General features: G+C 64.8%; 17 protein-coding genes. 7 read left to right on the top strand and 10 right to left on the bottom strand.

From position 1 onward, the window contains the following. Nucleotides 1-3 precede the first annotated feature (3 nt). Nucleotides 4-1,320, bottom strand: a complete 1,317-nt coding sequence (locus ACVWY1_RS12480) for an MFS transporter (protein WP_430945070.1) — start codon at nucleotides 1,318-1,320, stop codon at nucleotides 4-6. Nucleotides 1,321-1,566: 246 nt separating this feature from the next. Between ACVWY1_RS12480 and ACVWY1_RS12475 the strand changes: the two genes are divergently transcribed. Together ACVWY1_RS12475 and ACVWY1_RS12470 are read left to right on the top strand one after the other, a co-directional pair. After that, nucleotides 1,567-2,436 (top strand): LysR substrate-binding domain-containing protein, encoded by an 870-nt coding sequence (locus ACVWY1_RS12475; protein WP_139670143.1) that lies wholly within the window; start codon nucleotides 1,567-1,569, stop codon nucleotides 2,434-2,436. Between the two features lie 871 nt (nucleotides 2,437-3,307). Next, entirely contained in the window at nucleotides 3,308-3,682 is a 375-nt protein-coding gene (locus tag ACVWY1_RS12470) for a DUF2784 domain-containing protein (protein WP_457378341.1), read from the top strand. Here ACVWY1_RS12470 and tam read toward each other — a convergent pair. Together tam and ACVWY1_RS12460 are read right to left on the bottom strand one after the other, a co-directional pair. Next, complete coding sequence (tam, locus tag ACVWY1_RS12465) at nucleotides 3,659-4,456, bottom strand: trans-aconitate 2-methyltransferase (protein ID WP_457378340.1); 798 nt, start codon at nucleotides 4,454-4,456, stop codon at nucleotides 3,659-3,661. The genes ACVWY1_RS12470 and tam overlap by 24 nt on opposite strands. A 122-nt stretch (nucleotides 4,457-4,578) precedes the next feature. Further along, the gene (locus ACVWY1_RS12460; RefSeq protein WP_046856038.1) at nucleotides 4,579-5,988 is read right to left on the bottom strand and encodes an amino acid permease; all 1,410 of its coding nucleotides are present in this window, start codon (nucleotides 5,986-5,988) and stop codon (nucleotides 4,579-4,581) included. A 438-nt stretch (nucleotides 5,989-6,426) separates the two neighbouring features. On the opposite strand from ACVWY1_RS12460, the gene ACVWY1_RS12455 reads away from it, so the two are divergent. Then, the gene (locus ACVWY1_RS12455) at nucleotides 6,427-7,851 is read left to right on the top strand and encodes an aminotransferase-like domain-containing protein (RefSeq protein ID WP_457378339.1); all 1,425 of its coding nucleotides are present in this window, start codon (nucleotides 6,427-6,429) and stop codon (nucleotides 7,849-7,851) included. A gap of 84 nt (nucleotides 7,852-7,935) precedes the next feature. Here the strand turns inward: ACVWY1_RS12455 and ACVWY1_RS12450 are convergent, their stop codons facing one another. Genes ACVWY1_RS12450 through ACVWY1_RS12440 form a run of 3 tightly spaced genes read right to left on the bottom strand, consistent with a single transcriptional unit; the run spans nucleotide 7,936 to nucleotide 11,520 of the window. After that, a complete protein-coding gene (locus tag ACVWY1_RS12450) occupies nucleotides 7,936-8,958 on the bottom strand; it encodes a histone deacetylase family protein (RefSeq protein ID WP_457378338.1) in 1,023 nt (340 codons plus the stop codon). After that, nucleotides 8,958-10,199, bottom strand: a complete 1,242-nt coding sequence (locus ACVWY1_RS12445) for a Zn-dependent hydrolase (RefSeq protein WP_457378337.1) — start codon at nucleotides 10,197-10,199, stop codon at nucleotides 8,958-8,960. Before ACVWY1_RS12445 ends, ACVWY1_RS12450 begins: the two co-directional genes overlap by 1 nt. A 16-nt stretch (nucleotides 10,200-10,215) precedes the next feature. Continuing rightward, nucleotides 10,216-11,520 carry an MFS transporter gene (locus ACVWY1_RS12440; protein ID WP_139671477.1) on the bottom strand — a complete coding sequence of 435 codons (1,305 nt, stop codon included), beginning with the start codon at nucleotides 11,518-11,520 and terminating at the stop codon, nucleotides 10,216-10,218. Nucleotides 11,521-11,779: 259 nt separating this feature from the next. On the opposite strand from ACVWY1_RS12440, the gene ACVWY1_RS12435 reads away from it, so the two are divergent. Beyond that, entirely contained in the window at nucleotides 11,780-12,697 is a 918-nt protein-coding gene (locus tag ACVWY1_RS12435; protein ID WP_277503499.1) for a LysR family transcriptional regulator, read from the top strand. Nucleotides 12,698-12,705: 8 nt separating this feature from the next. On the opposite strand, the gene ACVWY1_RS12430 is transcribed toward ACVWY1_RS12435, so the two are convergent. The 3 genes from ACVWY1_RS12430 to ACVWY1_RS12420 form a co-directional block, all read right to left on the bottom strand. Further along, nucleotides 12,706-12,990 carry a type II toxin-antitoxin system RelE family toxin gene (locus tag ACVWY1_RS12430; protein ID WP_046856044.1) on the bottom strand — a complete coding sequence of 95 codons (285 nt, stop codon included), beginning with the start codon at nucleotides 12,988-12,990 and terminating at the stop codon, nucleotides 12,706-12,708. Further along, on the bottom strand, nucleotides 12,980-13,225 hold the full coding sequence (locus ACVWY1_RS12425) for a type II toxin-antitoxin system Phd/YefM family antitoxin (protein WP_046857823.1): 246 nt from the start codon (nucleotides 13,223-13,225) through the stop codon (nucleotides 12,980-12,982). The genes ACVWY1_RS12430 and ACVWY1_RS12425 overlap by 11 nt, the downstream gene beginning before the upstream one ends. Before the next feature lie 79 nt (nucleotides 13,226-13,304). Continuing rightward, nucleotides 13,305-14,045: a hypothetical protein gene (locus tag ACVWY1_RS12420; protein WP_277503493.1), complete on the bottom strand. Its 741-nt coding sequence runs from the start codon at nucleotides 14,043-14,045 to the stop codon at nucleotides 13,305-13,307. Nucleotides 14,046-14,409: 364 nt separating this feature from the next. Here ACVWY1_RS12420 and ACVWY1_RS12415 point away from each other — a divergent pair, with 364 nt between their 5' ends. Further along, nucleotides 14,410-17,805 (top strand): Ig-like domain-containing protein, encoded by a 3,396-nt coding sequence (locus ACVWY1_RS12415; RefSeq protein WP_277503492.1) that lies wholly within the window; start codon nucleotides 14,410-14,412, stop codon nucleotides 17,803-17,805. A 144-nt stretch (nucleotides 17,806-17,949) separates the two neighbouring features. Further along, a complete protein-coding gene (locus ACVWY1_RS12410) occupies nucleotides 17,950-18,903 on the top strand; it encodes an SCO family protein (protein WP_457378336.1) in 954 nt (317 codons plus the stop codon). A gap of 86 nt (nucleotides 18,904-18,989) precedes the next feature. Here ACVWY1_RS12410 and ACVWY1_RS12405 read toward each other — a convergent pair whose 3' ends face one another. Continuing rightward, nucleotides 18,990-19,427 carry a hypothetical protein gene (locus tag ACVWY1_RS12405; RefSeq protein ID WP_457378335.1) on the bottom strand — a complete coding sequence of 146 codons (438 nt, stop codon included), beginning with the start codon at nucleotides 19,425-19,427 and terminating at the stop codon, nucleotides 18,990-18,992. Nucleotides 19,428-19,606: 179 nt separating this feature from the next. On the opposite strand from ACVWY1_RS12405, the gene ACVWY1_RS12400 reads away from it, so the two are divergent. Next, nucleotides 19,607-20,884 (top strand): bifunctional O-acetylhomoserine aminocarboxypropyltransferase/cysteine synthase, encoded by a 1,278-nt coding sequence (locus ACVWY1_RS12400; RefSeq protein WP_102685020.1) that lies wholly within the window; start codon nucleotides 19,607-19,609, stop codon nucleotides 20,882-20,884. The last annotated feature ends 31 nt before the right edge of the window (nucleotides 20,885-20,915 follow it).

Genomic DNA, 20,915 nt, shown 5'->3' with positions numbered 1-20,915 from the left:
CCTCTAGGTACGCAGTGGCTTGATCGCCATGCCGGTATTGGGGGCCACGTCGGTGGCCTGGGGTGCCGTCGCCGGCCGGCTGTTCCAGTGCGGCAGCAGCACCAGGGCGGAGAACAGCGCGGTGCCGGCGAAGACGATGAATACCGTGACGCTGTCGAAGTAGCCCGGCAGCAAGCCGCCAAGCACCGCGCCCACCGAGCCGCAGCCGTTGACGAAACCAGCCGCGGTGGCGCCGGCCTTGGCCGTGCCGAAGTCGATGGCCGCGGCGCCGCTGATCATCGAGTCCGGGCCGTAGAGGGTCAGGCCCATGACGAACAGCAAGGCCACCACCAGCGCCACGCTGCCGCTGTGCATCGCCGCCATGAAGCCGGCCAGAGTCAGGGTCAGCAGCACCAGGCTGATCACGCAGGCCGGCATGCGCCGGGCACCGAACAGCTTGTCCGAGGCCAGGCCGATGAGGATCGGCCCGAGCAGCCCGGCCAGCTCGAACGCCGTGGGAATGATCGCCGCGCCGACCTTGCCCACCGAGGGCATCTGCTCGAAAACGATCACCGGCCCCCACAGCAGGATGGCGTAGCGCGCCGGCTTGAGCATGAAGTAGGCCAGGCCCAGGGTCAGCACCGTGCGGTTGCGCAGGATCTCGCGCAATGGCGCCCACACGCTGCACAGGTTCGCCCCTGGGGCCATGCTCTGTGGCTCGGGCTCCACCGCCGGCAGGCCGACGTCCTCGGGCTTGTTGCGCTGGAAGATGAAGAACAGCACCGCCACCACGGCCACCACCACGGCACTGGAGAAGAATGCCGCGTGCCAGGTGCCGACCAGGGTGTAGGCCCACCAGCCGGCGAACGGCGAGGCCACCAGGCCACCGAAGGCGTAGCACGAACTCCACAGCCCCAGTACCCGTCCGCGCTGGGACGCCGGGAAGAAACTGCCGATGTTCTTGCACAAGCCCGCCCAGCCGGTGGACTGCGCCAGCCCTTGGACCAGCATGCAGGTAGCGAAGATCGGGAAGGTTGCGTAACTGCCCATCACCACCGCGGCGGCCGACGAGATCAGCAGCCCGCCGAGCACCACCACGCGCGGCCCGAAGCGATCGGCGAGCATGCCCCAGGTGAACTGGCCCACGGCGTAGGCGGCCAGGTAGATGGCGTCGAGGTTGGCCATGGCGGCCTTGTCCAGCATGAAGCTCGGGTCTTCGCCGATGCCGAGCTTGGCCACCGAGAAGGCCTTGCGGGTGAAGTAGAAGGCGGCATAGGCCAGCCAGGTGATCGCGAAAATCTGCACGCGCCAGCGCTTGATGGCGCCCAGGGATTGGTTCATTTGACTCTGACCTCTTGTTTGAGTGTGCCGGCAGAATGTGAAGAAACGCCTGTCTTGTTGTTGTGTTGCGCACTGCGTGACGGAGGGACGTCACCTGGTCAGATGGCGGTGGTGCCGCCATGGCCGACATGCCGTTGCTCGTGGCAGAGGCGTCGGGTTGAAACACATGGAAACAGCTGCTGACTGATAAATAAAATCGATTTATCGTATTTCACACATAAGCCCAGCTTTTAAGCGGAGTGTTCGATGTCGGTTTCCCACGCTCAACTCAAGGCCTTCCACGCGGTTGCCGAGCAAGGCAGCTTTACCCGCGCGGCGCAAAAGCTGTTTCTCACCCAGCCGGCGGTGTCCGACCAGGTGCGCAAACTGGAGGAGCGCTTTGGCGTTTTGCTGTTTCACCGCAACAAACGCTCGGTGCAGTTGACCGACCTGGGCGAGCGCCTGCTTGGCGTCACCCAGCGCCTGTTCGCCTGCGAGGCCGAGGCCCAGGAGCTATTGCAAGACTCACGCGCCCTGCACACCGGTAGCCTGACCCTGGCGGTGGACGCGCCAGTGCATGTGCTGCCGCAGATTGCCCGGTTCTGCCAGCGCTATCCGGGGATCCAGGTGAAGATCGAGACCGGCAACACCGATGAGTCGCTGGCGCGGTTGTTCAGCTACCAGGCCGACCTGGCCCTGCTCGGGCGCGATGTCGATGACGAGCGGCTGTTCTGCGTGCCGATGCGGCGTGACCCGATGGTGGCGTTCGTTTCGCACCAGCATCCCTGGGCCAGCCGTGGGCAGATCAGCCTGGCAGACCTGGACGATACGCCGCTGGTGCTGCGTGAGCCGGGGTCGGTGACGCGGCAGACGCTGGAGGAGGAAATGCAGCGGGCGGGGTTGCGGATTCGGTCGGCGATCCAGGTCGAAGGGCGGGAGGCGGCGCGGGAGGCGGTGGTCGTGGGGATTGGTGTGGGGGTGGTGTCCGCGGCTGAATTCGGGGCCGATGCGAGGGTTTGTGCTTTGCCGATTGTGGATTGTCAGCGGCATTTGACGGAGACGTTGGTGTGTTTGCAGGAACAGCGGATGCGGCGGGTGGTGGCTACGTTTTTGGAGATGGTTTTGGAGGGGGGTTAGGGTCTGGGTCTGGGTGATTGTTTTGGGACTTTTATGCGCATTCGTAGACGATGCTGACATTTAGTCACCTTTCCACCCTTACGGCGGCCTACTTTGGTCTTGGCCAAAGTAGGCAAAACCGTTCGGCTCCGTTCATACGGCCCCTGCGCTTCGCTCCGGGGTTCCCTCGCTCCGGGCTTGCTCCGGGAGGACGCGCCGACGGGCCATCCATGGCCTGATCGGCGCTTGACGGGCATCCATGCCCGTCACCTCCCTGCGCAAGCCCTGCGCTCGGCCTCCTGAAGTCGCAATTTGTGTCGCCTGAACTATCGCGCGCTTAGAAGCAAGATCAAGAGCAGATATTTTGGTTTATTAGTGGATGAAGTGTTGTTCTTCATTACGCCATCGCGGGTCAAGCCCGCTCCCACGTTAAATGAAATAGTTAAACTATCGTGGGAGCGGGCTTGCCCCGCAATGTTGATCTAGAGTTCCCACGATGGCAACTAGCGACTAGCTGCGTTAGTTCAGGCGCCGCCCGTAACTTCGCGACTTCAGGAGGCCGAACGCAGGGCTTGCGGAGGGAGGTGACGGGCATGGATGCCCGTCAAGCGCTGCGCCCCAGGATGGGGCGTTCAGCGCGGTCCTCCCGGGAGCAAGGCCGGAGTGAGGGAACCCGGAGCGAAGCGGAGGGCCGGATGAATGGAGCGAGGATTTTTTGGTTCCTTTTTGATCCTTCAAAAAGGGACCCGCCGTAAGGGCGGAAAGGTGACTATGCGTCGACATCGCAAATGAATGCGCATACAACTATCAAAACAATTAACCAAACTCAGAAACAAAAAGCCGAAAAACCATGACAAACTAAACCATCTCCCCCAGCAAGGCCCCACCCACCATGTTCCACCGCCTGGCCGCCGACACCCTGGTCCTGTTCCACCTCTCGTTCATCCTGCTGGTCCTGTTCGGCGGCCTGCTGGTGCTCTGGCGCCGCCGCGCCCTGCTGATCCACCTCCCCGCCCTAGCCTGGGGCCTGGCCGTGGAAGGCCTGCACCTGGAGTGCCCTCTGACCGACTGGGAAAACCACCTGCGTAAAGCCGCCGGCGACGCCGGCTACCACGGCGGTTTCGTCGAATACTACATCTGGCCCGTGATCTACCCCGCCGGCCTGACCCCACAGATCCAACTGTGGCTGGGCACCATCGTGCTGGCGCTCAACCTCGGCATCTATGCCTGGGTGCTCTGGCGCCTAACGCGTGGCCACCACAAATAGCCGCGGGAACGGCAACAACACCCGACCGTCGCTGGCCGCCGGGTAGTCATGCTGCATGGCCTGCAGGTACAACTGCAGAAAACCCGCCTGTTCCTGCTCATCGAGCCGCGCCAGGTAAGGCCGCAACGCCGATCCCTTGAACCACTCCACCACCGCCTCGGCGCCACCGATCAAGGGGTGGTGATAGGTGGTGCGCCACACATCCACCCGCGCGCACAAAGGGCTGAGCAGGTCGTAATAGAAACCTGCGTTGTGCCGCGGCGGCAGGCTGAAGTCAGCGAACTTGTCAGCCCAAGGTCCTTGGCTGGCAATCTCGCGTAAGCGGCGATGAGCCGGCTCGTCGAGGTTGTCCGGCGTCTGCACGGCCAGGCTCGCACCTTCGTTCAGCTGCCGTACCAGATGCGGATAGAGGCTGGCATGGTCCGGCACCCACTGCAGCGAAGCGTTGGCAAGAATCAGATCCTGGGGCACCTGGGCCGCCCAGCCGGCGATCTCGCCAATCTCGCAACGCACCCGTGGAATGCTCAACCGTGGCCGCTGCCGGGCCTTGTCGACCATGTCCGGATCGCTGTCCAGGGCGACGACCTGCGCATCGGGGCAACGTTGCAGCAACACTTCGGTGGAGTTGCCCGGACCGCAGCCAAGGTCGGTGGCTTGGCGCACCGGGCGCGTCGGCACGGCGGCAAGCAGGTCGCGTACGGCGCGAGTGCGTTCGTCTTCGAACAGCGAATACTGGGTGGCGGACCAGGACATGGGACACTCCTTGTAGGGCAATTGCGTGCAGCATAAGCCATGTCGGCACCCCACAGCGTAGGGATGATCCGATTGGCGCAGGCGAAAACGGAAACGGCCGGTCCCTTGACGGGTACCGGCCGTTGCGCGCGGCGCTACCGCAGTCAGTGACGCTTGGCGGTACGCATCTGGTGCACCACGCCCATGGCCACCACGATCGCCGCAGCGATACCGGTGGAGATCACCAGGATCTGGTAGTCAGGCATGAAGGCCATGGTCACCAGCGCCGCCACGATGAACACGATCACCAGGTAGGTCAGCCACGGGAATAACCACATCTTCAGGCGCACTTCCTTGCCCTCGGCCACCAGCTTGCGGCGCATGCGCAGCTGCGAGAAGGCGATCACCAGGTACACCAGCAGGGCGATCATGCCGGTGGTGTTCATCAGGGTTTCCAGCACGTCTTTCGGGCGCAGGGTGTCGCTGAAGTTGATCAGCGCACAGAACACCGCCACCAGGCACGAGCCGATGATCGCGTTCACCGGTACGCCGGTGCCGGTGCGGGTGAACTTGAACAGGCGCGGCGCATCGCCACGCTGGGCCAGGGAGAACAGCATGCGCGAAGCCGTGTAGTGGCCGGAGATCAGGCAGCTGCTCACCGAGGTCAGCACCACGAAGTTCATCAGCAGCTCGGCATAGGGCACGCCCAACAGCTCCAGGGTGCGACGGTAGGCACCATAACCGGAGACGCCCAGGTGCGGGTCGTTCCACGGCACCAGGCAGACGATCAGGAAGATCGAGCCGACATAGAACAGGCACACCCGCCAGACCACCGAGTTGGTCGCCTTGACGATCTGGGTGGCCGGGTCCTTCGCTTCGGAGGCGGCGATGGTGACGATCTCGGCGCCGAGGAAGGCGAACATCACCCCCAGCAAGGCGCCGATCACCGTGGTGATGCCGTTGGGCATGAAGCCTTCGGCGGTCAGGTGGCTGATGCCGCGCACCTCGCCGAACTGCCAGACGTTCATCACCGCGGCGGTGCACACCACCAGGAAGCAGACGATCGCCACCACCTTGATCAGCGCGAACCAGAACTCGAACTCGCCGTAGTGCTTGACGTTGAAGAAGTTGACGGTGATCAGCAGCAGGGTCGTGGCCAGCACGAACACGTTGACGCTCACGTCCGGGAAAAATCCGTGCAGGATCTTGCCCGCCACGTAGGCCTCCCAGGCCATGAGGATCACCCAGTACCACCAGTACAGCCAACCGATGGTGAAACCGGCCCAGCGGCCGATGGCGCGGTCGGCGTAGGTCGAGAACGAGCCGGTGTCCGGCGACGAAGTCGCCATTTCACCCAGCATGCGCATGATCAGCACCACCAGGATGCCGCCGGCCAGGTAAGCCAGGACAGCGGCCGGGCCGGCGCTGTGGATCACGCTGCCGGAACCGACGAACAAGGCGCCGCCGATCACCCCGGCGATGGACATCATCGTCAGGTGGCGCGACTTGAGCGAGGCACTGAGCTTGCTCTCGTGCCCATCCTTCGCGGTGGTGGATGTGGATGTTGCGTCCATCAGTTATTTACCCCGTGCTTCTTTTTATCCAAGGAAAAACTGTGAAACCCCGATGGTTATCGGTCTCACCTGTACATCAGTGCTACTGCGGGCAGGGAGGTGTGCGCGAGCACACGCAGGCCATCCGTGGCGGCCTGCTTACGCGGCCAGAGGCGACCCTCTGGACGAACTGAACCATGCTGGGGACGGACGAGCAGCGTCCGGCCAGGCGGGAAGAAGGTGCGAGGCGGACCTCGACGGTAAAGCAGCGATGTTGTGATTATTCATGGCGCTGTCATGTGCTGTGTTGGCTATATCTGACACGTAATGTAAAAATGTCGAACACATTGAGCCATGCACAGCAGCATGAAAAACGCACTGCACTGTACAGGCCGCCGATGCAATACACCCGCTGTGCCCCGCAGGCGCCTGGCGTCCCGCACACCTGAAGGCCCCCGAATGCTCCAGCTACATCCGGACTCCTCCACCCCGCTGGTCAACCAGATCATCGACGGCTTGCGCGCACTGATCGACGACCAGACCCTCAAGCCCGGGGCGAAGGTCCCGTCGATCCGGGCGTTCGCCTCGACCTACTCGGTGAGCACCTTCACTGTGGTCGAGGCCTACGACCGCCTGGTGGCCCAGGGGTTGCTGGTGAGCAAGGGCAATGCGGGGTTCTTCGTCAATCGTGCGGCCAACGATCTGCTGGACAAGCACTCCGTCGAGGCCGATACCAGCCGCCCCACGTTCAACTCGGAATGGTACCTGCAGCAGATCTTCGAGATCCGCCAGCTGCCGTTCAAACCGGGTTGCGGCTGGCTGCCCAACGACTGGATGTACGAAGAAGGCTTGCGCCGTGGCCTGCGCCAGGTCGCCGGCAGCCCGCTGGAGCTGTCCGGCTACGGCGACCCCATGGGCTTGCCGGAGCTGCGCGCATTGACCGCTCAGAACCTGCAGCAGGAACTGTCGATCGTCGCCAACCCGGCGCAACTCATGCTCACCCACGGTGCCAGCCAGGCCCTGGACCTGGCCGTGCGCACCCTGGTGCGCCCCGGCGATGTAGTGCTGGTGGACGACCCCGGCTACCCCAACCTGATGAGCATCCTGCGCACCCAGGGCGCCACCCTGGTGGGCGTGCCACGCACCCCGGCCGGCTACGACCTCGACCAGCTCGAGCGCCTGCTGGGCCACCACCGCCCCACGGCGTTCTTCACCCAGCCGCACCTGCACAGCCCGACCTGCTCGCGCACCCCGCTGGCGCAATTGCACCGCCTGCTGCAGCTGGCCAGCCAGCATGGCTTCCGCCTGGTGGAGAATAACCTCTACGCCGACATGATCGCCGACCCGCTGCCCTGCCTGGCGAGCCTCGACCACCTGCAGCAGGTGGTGTACGTGGGCAGCTATTCGAAAAGCATCTCGCCCAACGTGCGCGTCGGCTACCTGCTGGCCAGCCCCGAGCTGACCCAGCAACTGCTGCACCTGAAGATGCGATCGGGCCTGACCACCTCGCAGGTGATGGAGCGGGTGGTGTACGCCGCGATCATCGACGGCCGCTGGCGCAAGCACCTCAAGCGCCTGCGCCAGCGCCTGGCCGAGGCGCACCAGGAAGTGGGCCGGCACCTGCATCGGCTGGGTTTCGAGCTGTTCATCGAATCGGATGAGGGGATGTACATCTGGACCCGCCATCCGGCGATCCCCGACAGCGCCGCGCTGCTGGACGATGCGCTGGAGAAAGGCATCATGCTCGGGCCCGGGCAGTTGTTCATGGTCGATGCCAAGGCCACCGGTTGGATGCGCTTCAATGTAGCGTTCAGTACCGACCCGGCGATGTGGGAGTTGCTGGAGAAGGTGCTAGTGAAGCATGTACGCAGGTGCGGGGTGTGATACCCGTACCAACGTAATCGCGGGACAAGCCCGCTCCCACCGTTGCGATACAACCTGTGGAAGCGGGCTTTCCCCGCGACAGGCTTAACGCCAATCGCGCTCTTCGCCGAAGAATGCCCGGGCATTCGCCTCCAGGCTCTCCAGGTGGTACCCGCCTTCCTGCACGATCAGGCACGGCAAACGCAACCCACGAATCTGTTCACCAAGGCGGGCGAACCCTTCGGTAGTCACCGCCACTTTGCTCTGCGGGTCCAGCTCGTAGATATCGAAGCCCAGCGAAAGCACCAGCACCTCGGCGCCGAAGTCCTTCAGCGCTTGCAACGCAACCTCCAGCTGCGCCATGAAGTCCGCTTCACTCGCCCCGTGGGCCATCGGCAGATTGAGATTGCAGCCCTCACCCGCTCCGCTGCCGCGCTCGTCGGCAAAGCCCGCCACTCCTGGATAGAAATTGGTCGGGTCACCATGCACCGAGACGTACAGCACGTCGTCCCGCTCGTAGAAGATCTCCTGGATGCCCTGCCCGTGGTGCATGTCGGTATCCAGGATCGCTACGCGCTGGTAGCGGCCGCGCAACACCTGGGCCGCGACAGCGGCGTTGTTGAGGTAGCAGAAGCCACCAGCAGCATCGTATCGGGTATGGTGCCCCGGCGGACGACACAGGGCATAGGCGGCGGGTTCGCCGTCAAGGATGGCCTGGGCCCCGGCGACGGCGCTCTGTGCCGACCAGTAGGCGGAGCGCCAGGTATGCTCGCCCACCGGACAACTGCCATCGGCCAGGTAGCGCCCGGCCTGGGCAAGGATGCCGCGCAGGGCGTTGGGTTCGCGGACGAAGATGTTGGACATCACCTCGTCGCCCCAGTCCTCGGGCACCTCCTTCCAGCGCGCATGGGCTTCTTCGAGGAACGCGAGGTAGGCCTCGCCATGCACGGCCTTGAGCGGTGCAAGGCCGGCATCTTCGGGTTTGCGGATATCGAAGCCAAGGGCCTTGGCGGCCTGCAGCAGGCGTTGGGCGCGCTCGGGGACTTCCTGCGGGGTGCGCATGGCGCCGCGCGAATAGTAGCTGCGCGGATGGTGGAGCAACTGTTCAGGGTGGAAATAGCAGCGCATCAGGCTTCTCCTTCGACAACCTGGCCGGCACGGGCCAGCACGGCGTTGAGCAATACATCGGCGCCCTGGCGGGCATCCTCGGGCAGCACATCCTCGGCTTCGTTGTGGCTCAGCCCACCAACGCAGGGGATGAACACCATCGCCGTGGGGCAGTAGCGTGCCAGCAGGATCGCATCATGGCCGGCACCGCTGACGATGGACTGCTGGCTGTAGCCCAGGCCATCCACTGCCCGCTGCACGGCGGCCACGCAGTCGGCGTCGAACGGCGTGGCCGGGCTGACCCAGTGGCGCTCGATGCGCACCGCCAGGCCACGCTGGCCGGCGATGGCCTGCAACTGCAGGCTGATATCGCGCTCCATGGCGTCGATGGCCTCGTCGCGGTGGTGGCGCAGGTCGAGGGTGAAGCGCACCTGGCCGGGGATGGTGTTGCGCGACGACTTGGCGATGCTCAGCTCACCCACTGTGGTCAGGCCCTCGGGGGCGAAGTCGCTGGCCAGCTGTTCGATGGCCTGGATCATCCGTGCCACGCCGTACAAGGCGTCCTTGCGCAACTTCATCGGCGTGGTGCCGGCATGCGCGGCCATGCCCTCGACAGTCACGTCGAGCCAGCGGATCGCCTGGCCGCCGCTGACCACACCGATGCTCCTGGCGTTGTCCTCGAGGATCGGGCCCTGCTCGATATGCGCTTCGAAATAGGCGTCCACCTTGCCGCCCAGCGGGCGTTGGCCGGCATAACCCGTGCGCGCCAGTTCATCGGCGACGCTGATGCCGTCGGCATCGCGGATCGCCAGGGCCTGGGCCAGCGGCAAGGTGCCGGTGAACACCGCCGAACCGAACATGGCCGGGGTGAAGCGGGCGCCCTCCTCGTTGGTCCACACCGCGATCTCCAGCGGCTTGCGGGTACGGATACCCAGGTCGTTCAGGCGGCGCACCACTTCCAGCCCGGCCAGCACGCCGTAGACGCCGTCGAAACGCCCGCCTTCGGGCTGGGTGTCCAGGTGGCTGCCCATCATCACCGGCGCGGCATGCGGGTCGCTGCCTTCGCGGCGGGCGAACAGGTTGCCGATGGCGTCCACGCTCAGGCTCAGCCCGGCCTCGCGGCACCAGCGGCCGAACAGTTCACGCCCGGCCTTGTCCTCGTCGCTCAGGGCCAGGCGGCAGCTGCCGCCACGGGCGGTGGCGCCCATCTCGGCCATGGCCATCAGGCTCGCCCACAGGCGATCGCCATTGCTTTTCAACATTGCGGATACTCCAGATTCAGGCCAGCTCGAGCTGCCGGCCAAGGGCGTAGCGGCGCGCCAGCGCCAGCACGCAGACCAGGGAAGTGCAGGCGATCAAGCTGTAGAAGACCGCCATCGGCCACCATTGGCCGCTGAAGCTGTGGGCCAGCCAGGTGCCGATCAGCGGGGTCAGGCCACCCGCGATGGCGCCACACACCTGATAGGCCAGGGAGATCGCGGTGTAGCGCACGCGGGTGGCGAACATGCCGCTGACATAGCCGGCGATCACTGCGTAGAACGACGCCATGCACGCCGCCGCCAGGGCGATGCCGAGCACGATCAGCGGGCCTTCGCCGCTGCTCACCAACACGAACATCGGGTACGGCGAGGCCATCGCCAGCAGCGCCATCAGGGCCAGGAAGCGCGTGGCGCCGAGTCGCTCCGACAGCCACGCCGCCAACGGCTGCACGCAGAACTGGATGATCGCCACGAAGAACAGGCATTCGAGGATCAGCGAACGCTCCAGGTGCAACTGCTGGGTGGTGTAGCTGATCATGAAGGTATTGGTGAAATAGACCCCGGCGATGCCCAGGGTGTTGGCGCCGATGCACAGCAGCAGCGGCCGCCAGGCGCTGCGCAACACTTCCAGCACCGGTGCCTGCTCCTTGCGCCGGGCCTGTTCGGCGTGCTCGCGGCTGGCGAGGAACTCGGGCGACTCGTTGACCCCCAGGCGGATTGCCAGGCCCACCAGCAGCAACAGCGCGCTGGCCAGGAACGGCACGCGCCAGCCCCAGCTCATCAGGTCTTCTTCCGGCAGGCGGGTGACCGCGCTGAACGCCAGCAACGACAGGATCAGTCCTGCCGGGCTACCCAGCTGGGCGAACGAAGCGAAGAAGTTGCGCCGGCCCTTGGGCGCATGCTCCCCGGCCATCAGTACCGCCCCACCCCACTCGCCACCCACGGCGATGCCCTGGACCACGCGCAACAGGACCAGCAGCACCGGCGCGCTGGCGCCGATCTGCGCGTAGGTCGGCAGCAGGCCGATGGCGACGGTGACCACACCCATCATCAGCAAGGTGATGATCAGCGATTTCTTGCGCCCGATGCGGTCGCCGATATGGCCGAAGATGATGCCGCCCAAGGGCCGGGCGAAGAAGCCCACGGCAAAGGTGCCGAAAGCAGCCATGGTGCTGAACAGGCTGTTGTCCGAGGGGAAGAACAAGGCACCGAACACCAGCGCGGCGGCGGTGGCATAGATGTAGAAGTCGTACCACTCGATCATGGTGCCGATGAACGCGGCGGCGGCGGCACGGCGCGGTTGGGGCGAAGCGGCGGGCTTCATGGGGTGGCTCCTTTGGTTGTTTTTCTGGCAGGAGTTGTCGGGTCACGGTGGCGCTCTGGCGGCGCCTGGGCGGCCTTATCGCGGGGCAAGCCCGCTCCCACCAGGCCTGTGTCTCCATCAAGACCTGGAGGCACCTGTGGGAGCGGGCTTGCCCCGCGATGAGGCCCGCACTGCTGGAGATCATTCATCGCGGGCGCCTATAATTCAATTTTCTATTTATTATTCGAATTATTAACCACGCTTATCATCGAGCCCGACCATGCCCGACCGCCTGCTCAACGACCGCCTCGACTGGAACCTGCTGCGCACCTTCCGCGTCATCGGCCAGGAACTGTCGATCAGCCGCGCCGCCGCCCGCCTGCACCTTACCCAGCCCGCCGTGAGCCAGGCGCTCAAGCGCCTTGAAGAGCAACTCGGGCGCCAGCTCATCGCCCGCCGTGGACCGCGCTTCGTGCTGACCGAGGTGGGCGAGCAGCTGTTCCAGCTGGCCGGCGAGGTGTACGGGCAGATGTCGCAGATCGGCGGCCTGCTGGAGCAGCCGGCGGACGAACTGGTAGGCAAGGTGCGGCTGTTGATGATCAGCCGTATCGTCAGCGAACGCTTCGACGACTTCCTCGCCGACTTTCACCGCCAGCACCCGCGGGTAGAGCTGGAAATCGACGTGATGCGCAGCTCCGACATCGTCGCCGCCCTGCAGGAAAAAACCGCCACCGCCGGCCTCAGCCTCAACCGCCGGCCCCAGCCACGGCTGGAGCAGCGGTTGTTCCTGCGCCAGCGCTACGCGTTCTTTTGCGGCAAGCACCACGCGCTGTTCGGCCAGGCCGAAGGCGACCTGCAGCGGGAGAATTTCGTCAGTTTCACCAGCGACCAGATTGGCGGCATGCTCTCGCCGCTGACCATCTTCCGCGACCAGCAGGGCTTCGCCGGGCGCATCGTCGCCTCGTCGCCGAGCCTGGAAGAGGTGCGCCGCCTGGTGATCGCCGGCTTCGGCATCGGCTGCCTGCCCGAGCATGTGGTGGCGCCGGATGTCGACGCGGGGCTGTTGTGGAAACTGCCGCCGCAGGAGGGCATCGCCGACGTCGACATCCACCTGTTGTGGAACAAGGACCAGCGTATGAGTCGAGCGGAAAGCCTGTTTATCGAGACCTTGCTGTCGGCCGCCACATCTGTGATCTAGCGGCAATCCTATAGGCGATCAGCGGCCGAGCGGTAGGCTTGCCCACGTTCGCGCTTACCTATCGCCACGACCACGACAACCACCCGATCATCCTCGACGCGGTAGACCACCCGATAGCCGCTGGCCTTGAGCTTGATCTTGAAATGGTCAGGCAAATCACGCATTGCATCCGCCCCAACCCTGGGGGAGAGCAGACGCTCCTTGAGTTTTCTCCTGGCTTGCTCGCGCACGGTGTGCCCAAGCTTCTTCCATTCTTTCAGCGCCGAAGGCAGAAACTCGAGCTTATAAGTCATCCAGTTCGACCGGGATGCCTTTCTCTCCCGCACGCGCCTTTACCAATGCCGCAAGTTCCATGTCTTCCAGTCGCTCCATCATCGCCTCGTAGAGTTCAGCGGGCACCATGTAACCCATGACGCGATTATGGTTGAGAACGGCCACCGGTTTCCCCTGCGCATCGGCCATCACCGCCGTAGGATTCTTCTTTAGTTCCGAGACGCTGACGGTCACGTCGGCAAAGATGTTCTGCATATCGATCGCCCTCATTCAAGAGCCATAGATTGGTCTGAATTCAGGTCTTTTTCAAGCCGGCGTGCCATAGGTCTATCGCCTACAGGCTATGTGATACCCCGGCAACCCGTGCCCGCCCCAACCAGACATACGCCAGCGCCAGTAACCCCAGCCCCAGCACGGCGAACACCGCCACCACCACCTGACTGTAACGCGCCAGCAGCGCCGGGAACCCCGTCACTTCACGAACCACCTGGATATCGGCACTGCCATCGGCATCGCGAATGCTGATCCCACCCTGGCGGATCTGCGAGTAGTCGGCGTCGAAGTACACCCAGACCTTGCTCTCGTTCACCCCGTCAATAGCCGGCAGGTCGATGCTGCTGGTCGGCGTCGGCACCAGCGTGTCGTTGCCGGCCGCATCGCGTACCTGCACCAACCCCTTGGCCGGCAGGCGAATGTGCACGGCCTTGAGCGGTACACGGGAGGGATTGGACAGCTCGATGAGCAGACCGGTGCGGTGGTCCACCAGGCCGGCCTCGAAGGGCCTGGCGAACAGGTGCAGATACGGCGCCTGGGCCAGGTCGACCAGCTTGTCGATCTGCGGGTGGCTGAGCGCGCCTGTGCCGATCTCGCTGATCTGGGCATGCAGCCGCTCGTACTTGAGCAGGTCGTTGGCCTGGCTGATGCGCTCGTTGAACTGGCCCGGGTAGGTGAGATGGGCGTAGGTCAGGCGCGCCTGCAGGCGGTCGTCGTCGCGCAACGTCATATAGAGCGTGGCGGCAACGGCAACCAGGGCCAGCAGGCCCACCAGGGATTTACCGACTTTCTCCCAACTCACCTTGAAGGTTCCTTGTTTGATGGGCGTGACGAGACGCAAGGCAGGCAAGGGTGCCAAGAACACCGGTTTCGGGCAAGGCCTGGCTGCCTGTGGCGACACTATCGCGGGGCAAGCCCGCGACAGGAGCCTAGCCCACCTGGTGTTCGTGAAGTGGGGAGCATTCCCCACCCAGCCCTGGGTGTCTATCCCCAGGTTTGTGGCAGTTGCCCGAGCGTGTCTCATTCGCACTCTTGCAACATCTTGAAACACGTGGCGTTTAGCCATTTGCCGATTGGCACAGCGGTTGCTGACCCCTGTTCAAGGCACATCGCCACTTATCGCAGTGGCAACAGATGCCAACCTGCACAACACGGGGCATACGGCAATGAAGAAACCAGTTGCAACATCGACCCAGGTGTTCAGGTTGTCCTCCCTCACGGCGCTGCTGCTCAGCCTGGGGATGGCCAACGTGTTCGCTGGGTCGCTTGACGACGTGAGCCAACCACCGCCCACCGACCCTTCCGCCTTCAGCGACCCGGCCGCCGACCCAGTGGCCCAGGCCGCCGCCCTGGAAGCCTTGAAATCGATGCCCGAGGCCAACGAAGGGTCGCTGGAACTGAGCAACGGTGCCTACGGCACCCGCGCCACGGTGACCAGCAACAACGTGCTGCCCCCTACCCTGCAGACTTCACGCAAGTACCCCACCAACGGCAAGCCCAGCCCGTTGTTCGGCGCCGAGCCGTTCACCCAGCAACTGCTGCTGTTCGAAGAATTCGGCCCGGAGAAACTCGACCCGGCCACCCCACCCTACAGCCTGACCTTCCCGCCCCCCGTGATCGGTGCCGCGCCCGCGCAGGACCCAGACTACGCCGCGCGCAGCAGCCCCAACGGCAATGCCCTGGAGGCGTTCCTCACCCAGCCGGGGCTGACACCGTTCCCGTCGCAGTACGCCAACGTGCTCGACCGCAACCCGTGGAAGGCGCAGATCGAGATGTTCCTCAACCGCAGCGGGGTCGGCTCGCCCGCCGAGGGCCGCCCGCCAGGAAAAGGCTGGTCGCACCAGCGCTGGAACGAGTTCTACCCACAGGCCGCCTTCAAGACCGCGCAGGCCGGCGCGCGCATCAACCAGGGCCTGCGCGACCGCAAGCAACTGCACAACTACGCCAAGGGCGAATTCGCCCCCGGCGGGCTGTACTACCAGACCTCCGACATCCCCACCACCCTGGGCACCACCAAGGGCATCGATACCCGCTTCCATCCGAAGATGCCCTTGCAGGGCCACAAGGCGCTGTGGACCTTCGACGGCACCTTCCCGGTCAAGCTGCTGATGGTGCGCTATGGCCAACCGGTGCTGATGCGCCACTACAACGCCCTGCCGATCGACCCCTCGGCCAACAACGGCTTCGGCCTGCACACCATCTCCACCCACGAGCACAACGGCCACTCGCCGGCCGAGAGCGACGGCTTCGCCAACGCCTACTTCTTCCCCGGCCAGTACTATGACTACCGCTGGCCAATCCAGCTGGCCGGCTACGACACCATCAACACCCACGCCCAGGACCCGCGCGCCGCCTTCCCCTGCGCGCCGGGCGAAACCCTGTACGTCAACGATGCCTCCCCGGGCCTCAAGACCTGCGAGAACGGCAGCATCAAGATCCGCGGCGACTGGCGCGAGACCATGAGCACCCACTGGTTCCACGACCACATGCTCGATTTCACCGCGCAGAACGTCTACAAGGGCAACGCGGTGATGATGAACTACTACTCGGCCATCGACCGTGGCAACGAGGCCCTGCAGGACGGCGTCAACCTGCGCTTCCCCAGCGGCGCGGCGATGCCGTGGGGCAACCGCGACTACGACGTCAACCTGGTGATCGCCGACAAGGCGTGGGACGCCAACGGCCAGTTGTGGTTCAACCCGTTCAACACCGACGGCTTCCTCGGCGACCAGATCCTGGTCAACTGGCAGTACCAACCCAAGCTCAAGGTGCGCGCACGCAGCTATCGGTTCCGCATTCTCAACGGCTCGGTGTCGCGCTACTTCAAGTTTGCCGTGGTGCGTGAAATCGCCGGCAACAGCGGCGAATTCAAAGGCCCGAGCGGCTCAAACGTCTCCTATGCCCGCGTGCCGTTCCACATGATCGCCAACGACGGCAATATCATGGAACACGCCGTGCCGTTCGACGGCACCCTCGACCTCAACGGCGACGGCAGCCTGCAGGACAACAACGCCATCCTGCCGCTGCAGGGCATCGCCGAGCGCTACGACATCATCATCAATTTCGCCAGGAACGGGATCAAGGTCGGCGACAAGCTTTACTTCGTCAACCTCATGGAACACGAGACCGGCAAGGGCCCGAAACAACCCATCGCCCTGGCCGACGTGCTGTCGGGCAAGTACAAGCCCGTGATCAAGCAGACCAGCAACGGCCCGGAATGGGATGGCGGCGACCCGGTGGTCGGCAAGTTCATGCAACTGATCGTGCAGCCCTACGCCGGCCAGGACCTCAGCATGGACCCAAGCCTGTATGAACCGGCCAAGCCCGGCAAGGCTGCTGGCCTGGTGATGATTCCCCTGCCGATCGACCGCAACAGCGCCAGTGACCAGGTCAAGATCAAGGCCGCCCGCCACCGCGAGTTCATCTTCGGCCGCTCCGACGGCACCGACAGCACCCCCTGGACCATCAAGACCGACGGCGGCTTCGGCTACACCATGGACCCACGGCGTATCAGCGCCGCACCGCAACTGGCCAACGAGGCCACCGACGGCGGTTTCAGCGGCGACGGCACCCTGGAAGTGTGGAAGATCAAGAACGGTGGCAATGGCTGGAGCCACCCGGTGCATGTGCACTTCGAGGAAGGGGTAATCCTCAGCCGCGACGGCAAGGCCCCGCCGGAATGGGAAAAATGGGCGCGCAAGGACGTCTACCGCATCGGCCCGGACAGCGACTCTTCGGAAGAAGTGGAAATGGCCATTCGCTTCCGCGAGTTCGCCGGCACCTACATGGAACACTGCCACAACACCCAGCACGAAGACACCTCGATGCTGCTGCGATGGGACCTCGAGCACCCCGGCCAGTTCCAGATGATGCCGACGCCATTGCCTGGCTGGGATGGCGTGGAGTATGTCAACTCCGCAGCCCTGCCGACCTTCCGCACCTCGAGCAGCGGCCCGGGCAACGACAGCAATAAGCCGCCGGTGGCGGTCAACGACAGCGCCGCGACCATGGCCGGCAGGCCGATCGTGCTCAACGTGCTGGCCAACGACACCGACCCCGACGGTAACCTGCCGCTGAGCGTCAGCAGCCTGGCCCAGCCCGACTCCGGCCAGGGCACGGTCAGCAGCAACGGCACCCAGGTCACCTACACCCCACCGGCCACCGTCGCCACGGCGTTCACCGCCAGCTTCACCTACGCCGCGCGCGACGCCAAAGGCCTCGAATCCGTGGCCCCGGCCACGGTGAGCATCGCGGTCTCGCCCGCAGTGCCAATGGACGAGATCCAGGTCAGCAGCGCTTCGGTGCAGTTGCGCAGCAACAGCCGCTGGACCTGGGAGATCTCCGGCACCACCTCGGTAGCCGCCGGCAACAGCATCCGGGTGACCACCAACACCACCAGCGGGCCGCTCGACCTGGGCCTGGCAGCGCTGAGCGCCAGCGGTTCCGGGGCGCGCTGGAAACTATCGGTAACCACTACCGGCAGCGGCCCGGCCTCGCCGCCGGCGGTAACGGTCAAGTCAGCGCTGGGGCAGAGCGTGACGGTACCGTTGAGCATACGTTGATATCGCCAAGACCCGACAGGGAATTGGCGTGGGAGCGGGCTTGCCCCGCGATGAACGCACCGCATGGCACCGGCTCTGCCGGTGTTCGCGGGGCAAGCCCGCTCCCACGCTGCCCTGGCCTGCCCCTGACCAGAGGGTAAAACCATGCCCCGCCTCCTCCGCCTGCTGCTCCTGTTGCTGCTCACCCTCAGCCTCGCCTGGTCGCTGCCCCCCAGCACCCGCGCAACGCCCTCCACCCCCTGGGGTGCCAACTACTTCCCCAACATCCCCCTGCTCACCCAGGACGGCCGCCAGGTGCATTTCTTCGACGACCTGATCAAGGACAAGGTGGTGGCCATCAACTTCATCTTCACCGGCTGCGGCGACTCCTGCCCGGTGGAGACCGCCCGCCTGCGCCAGGTACAGAAGCTGCTGGGCGAACGCGTCGGCCAGGACATCTTCATCTACTCGATCAGCATCGATCCCTACAATGACACCCCCGCCACCCTCAAGCGCTACGCGGAAAAATTCGCCATCGGCCCCGGCTGGACCCTGCTCACCGGCGAGGCCGCCGACATCGAACAGCTGCGCCGCAGCCTGGGCCTGTACATCGAAGGCCTGGAGAATGGCCGCAGCAAGGACCATAACCTCAGCCTGATAATCGGCAACCAGGCCACCGGCCGCTGGATGAAAGCCTCGCCCTTCGAAAGCCCGTACATCCTCGCCGACCGCCTGGCCAACAGCCTGCACAACTGGAAAACCGCCAGCGCCCAGCACCGCGACTACACCCAGGCCCCCGACATCCGCCCGCCGAGCAAAGGCGAGCAACTGTTCAGGACCCGCTGCTCGTCATGCCATACCCTGGGCGACGCAGAGCCAGGCGCCACCCACGGCATCGGCCCGGATCTGCTGGGGGTGACCCGGCAGCGGGACGAGGCCTGGCTCAAGCGCTGGCTGATGGAGCCCGACAGGATGCTGGCGGAGAAAGACCCGTTGGCGATGCTGCTGTTCGCGCAGTACAACCAGTTGGCGATGCCCAACATGCGATTGGGAGAAACGGAGGTGGCCGCCTTACTGGGGTATCTGGACGAAGAAACCACGCGGCTGAATGGGCAGTAAATGCCTGCTGGCAACCAGCCTGCAGCGCTTGCCAAGCGTTGTGTCCGGCATCCAGAGGGATGCGCGCTCGATGGCACTCCACACCATCACGATTGCGACAAGAGCGGCCAGGCGAGCAGAAAACCGGCCAGGCTCAGGCACAGAATGATCCAACCGATATAAATGGGCGGCGCGGCGCCCGTACGCTGCCTGACCCCGCTGGACACCCTGATGACCGGCGCAGTGCCCAGCGTGATCAACGCCTGCAATGCCATAAGCAGGCTAGGTTGCGCGGGCTGGTAATGCCAGGCGCCCAACAAGGCAAAACCGGCGAAGGCAATGACCATCCAGCCCCAGCCAACCAAGTGGATCAATGCCAGCAGCAGTAGCCGCTGAGCGTCATCCAGATCGCGCCAACTGCGTGAAAGCGCCACGCTGTGATAGGGCATGAACTGTTTGCGCGTGCTGTAGACCACGCCCACAAACAGAACGAGCAGCAAGGCAGCGCCGTAGAAAGACGATGAAGCGACCATCAGGGTCGACATAGCATGGCTCCTGAGCGTGCACCGCCCACATGGCCAGGTGCGTGCGCCGATGATGGCGCAGGCTTCCCTCCGGCAACTACTGGCAAAACTGCCAGGTCCCCCCACCTTGACCCCTTGACCAGCGCGTCCAGCCCACTCCATGCTCGACCGCTTCCACCCCACGCTCAAGGAACGATTGCATGAAGCTGGAAACACTCGCCATCCACGCGGGCTTCAGCCCCGACCCGACCACCAAGGCGGTGGCCGTGCCGATCTACCAGACCACCTCGTTCGCCTTCGACGACACCCAGCACGGCGCCGACCTGTTCGACCTCAAGGTGGCCGGCAACATCTACTCGCGCATCATGAACCCCACCAACGATGTGCTCGAACAACGCATGGCCGCCCTCGAAGGCGGGGTTGGCGCGCTGGCAGTGGCTTCGGGCATGGCCGCCATCACCTATGCCATCCAGACCGTCGCCGAGGCCGGCGACAACATCGTCTCGGTAGCCAAGCTGTACGGCGGCACCTACAACCTGCTGGCCCATACCCTGCCGCGCCAGGGCATCACCACCCGCTTCGCCGCCCACGACGACATCGCCGCCCTCGAGGCGCTGATCGACGAACGCACCAAGGCGGTGTTCTGCGAGTCCATCGGCAACCCTGCCGGCAATATCGTCGATATCGCGGCGCTGGCCGAGGCCGCCCACCGCCACGGCGTGCCGCTGATCGTCGACAATACCGTGGCCACGCCAATCCTCTGCCGCCCGTTCGAGCACGGCGCTGATATTGTCGTGCACTCGCTGACCAAGTACATCGGCGGCCACGGCACCAGCATCGGCGGCATCGTCATCGACTCGGGCAAATTCCCCTGGGCCGATCACACGCAACGTTTCGCCCTGCTCAATACCCCCGACCCGTCCTACCACGGCGTCACCTACACCGAAGCCTTCGGCCCCGCCGCCTTCATCGGCCGCTGCCGCGTGGTGCCGCTGCGCAACACCGGCGCCGCGCTGTCGCCGTTCAACGCCTTCCTGATCCTGCAAGGCCTGGAGACCCTGGCCCTGCGCATGGAGCGCCATACCGAGAACGCGTTCAAGGTTGCCCGCTACCTGCAGGAACACGACCAGGTGGCCTGGGTGAAATACGCAGGCCTGCCCGATCACCCCGAGCACCAACTGGCCCAGCGCTATACCGGCGGCAAGCCGGCCTCGATCCTGTCGTTCGGCATCAAGGGCGGCCAGGCCGCCGGGGCGCGCTTCATCGATGCGCTGCAACTGGTGGTGCGCCTGGTGAACATCGGCGACGCCAAGTCGCTGGCTTGCCACCCCGCCTCCACCACCCACCGCCAGCTCAACGACGACGAGCTGGAAAAGGCCGGTGTGCCGCGAGACATGGTGCGCCTGTCGATTGGTATCGAGCACAGCGATGACATCATCGCCGACCTCGCCCAGGCCCTGGAGGCCAGCCGCGGCTGATCCACCCGCGCCCCACCCAATACCGACGGCG

This window comes from Pseudomonas sp. TE6288 (assembly GCF_054062095.1).
Note: the sequence above shows the minus strand (reverse complement) of the source record. Positions and strands in the feature narration are given on the sequence as shown.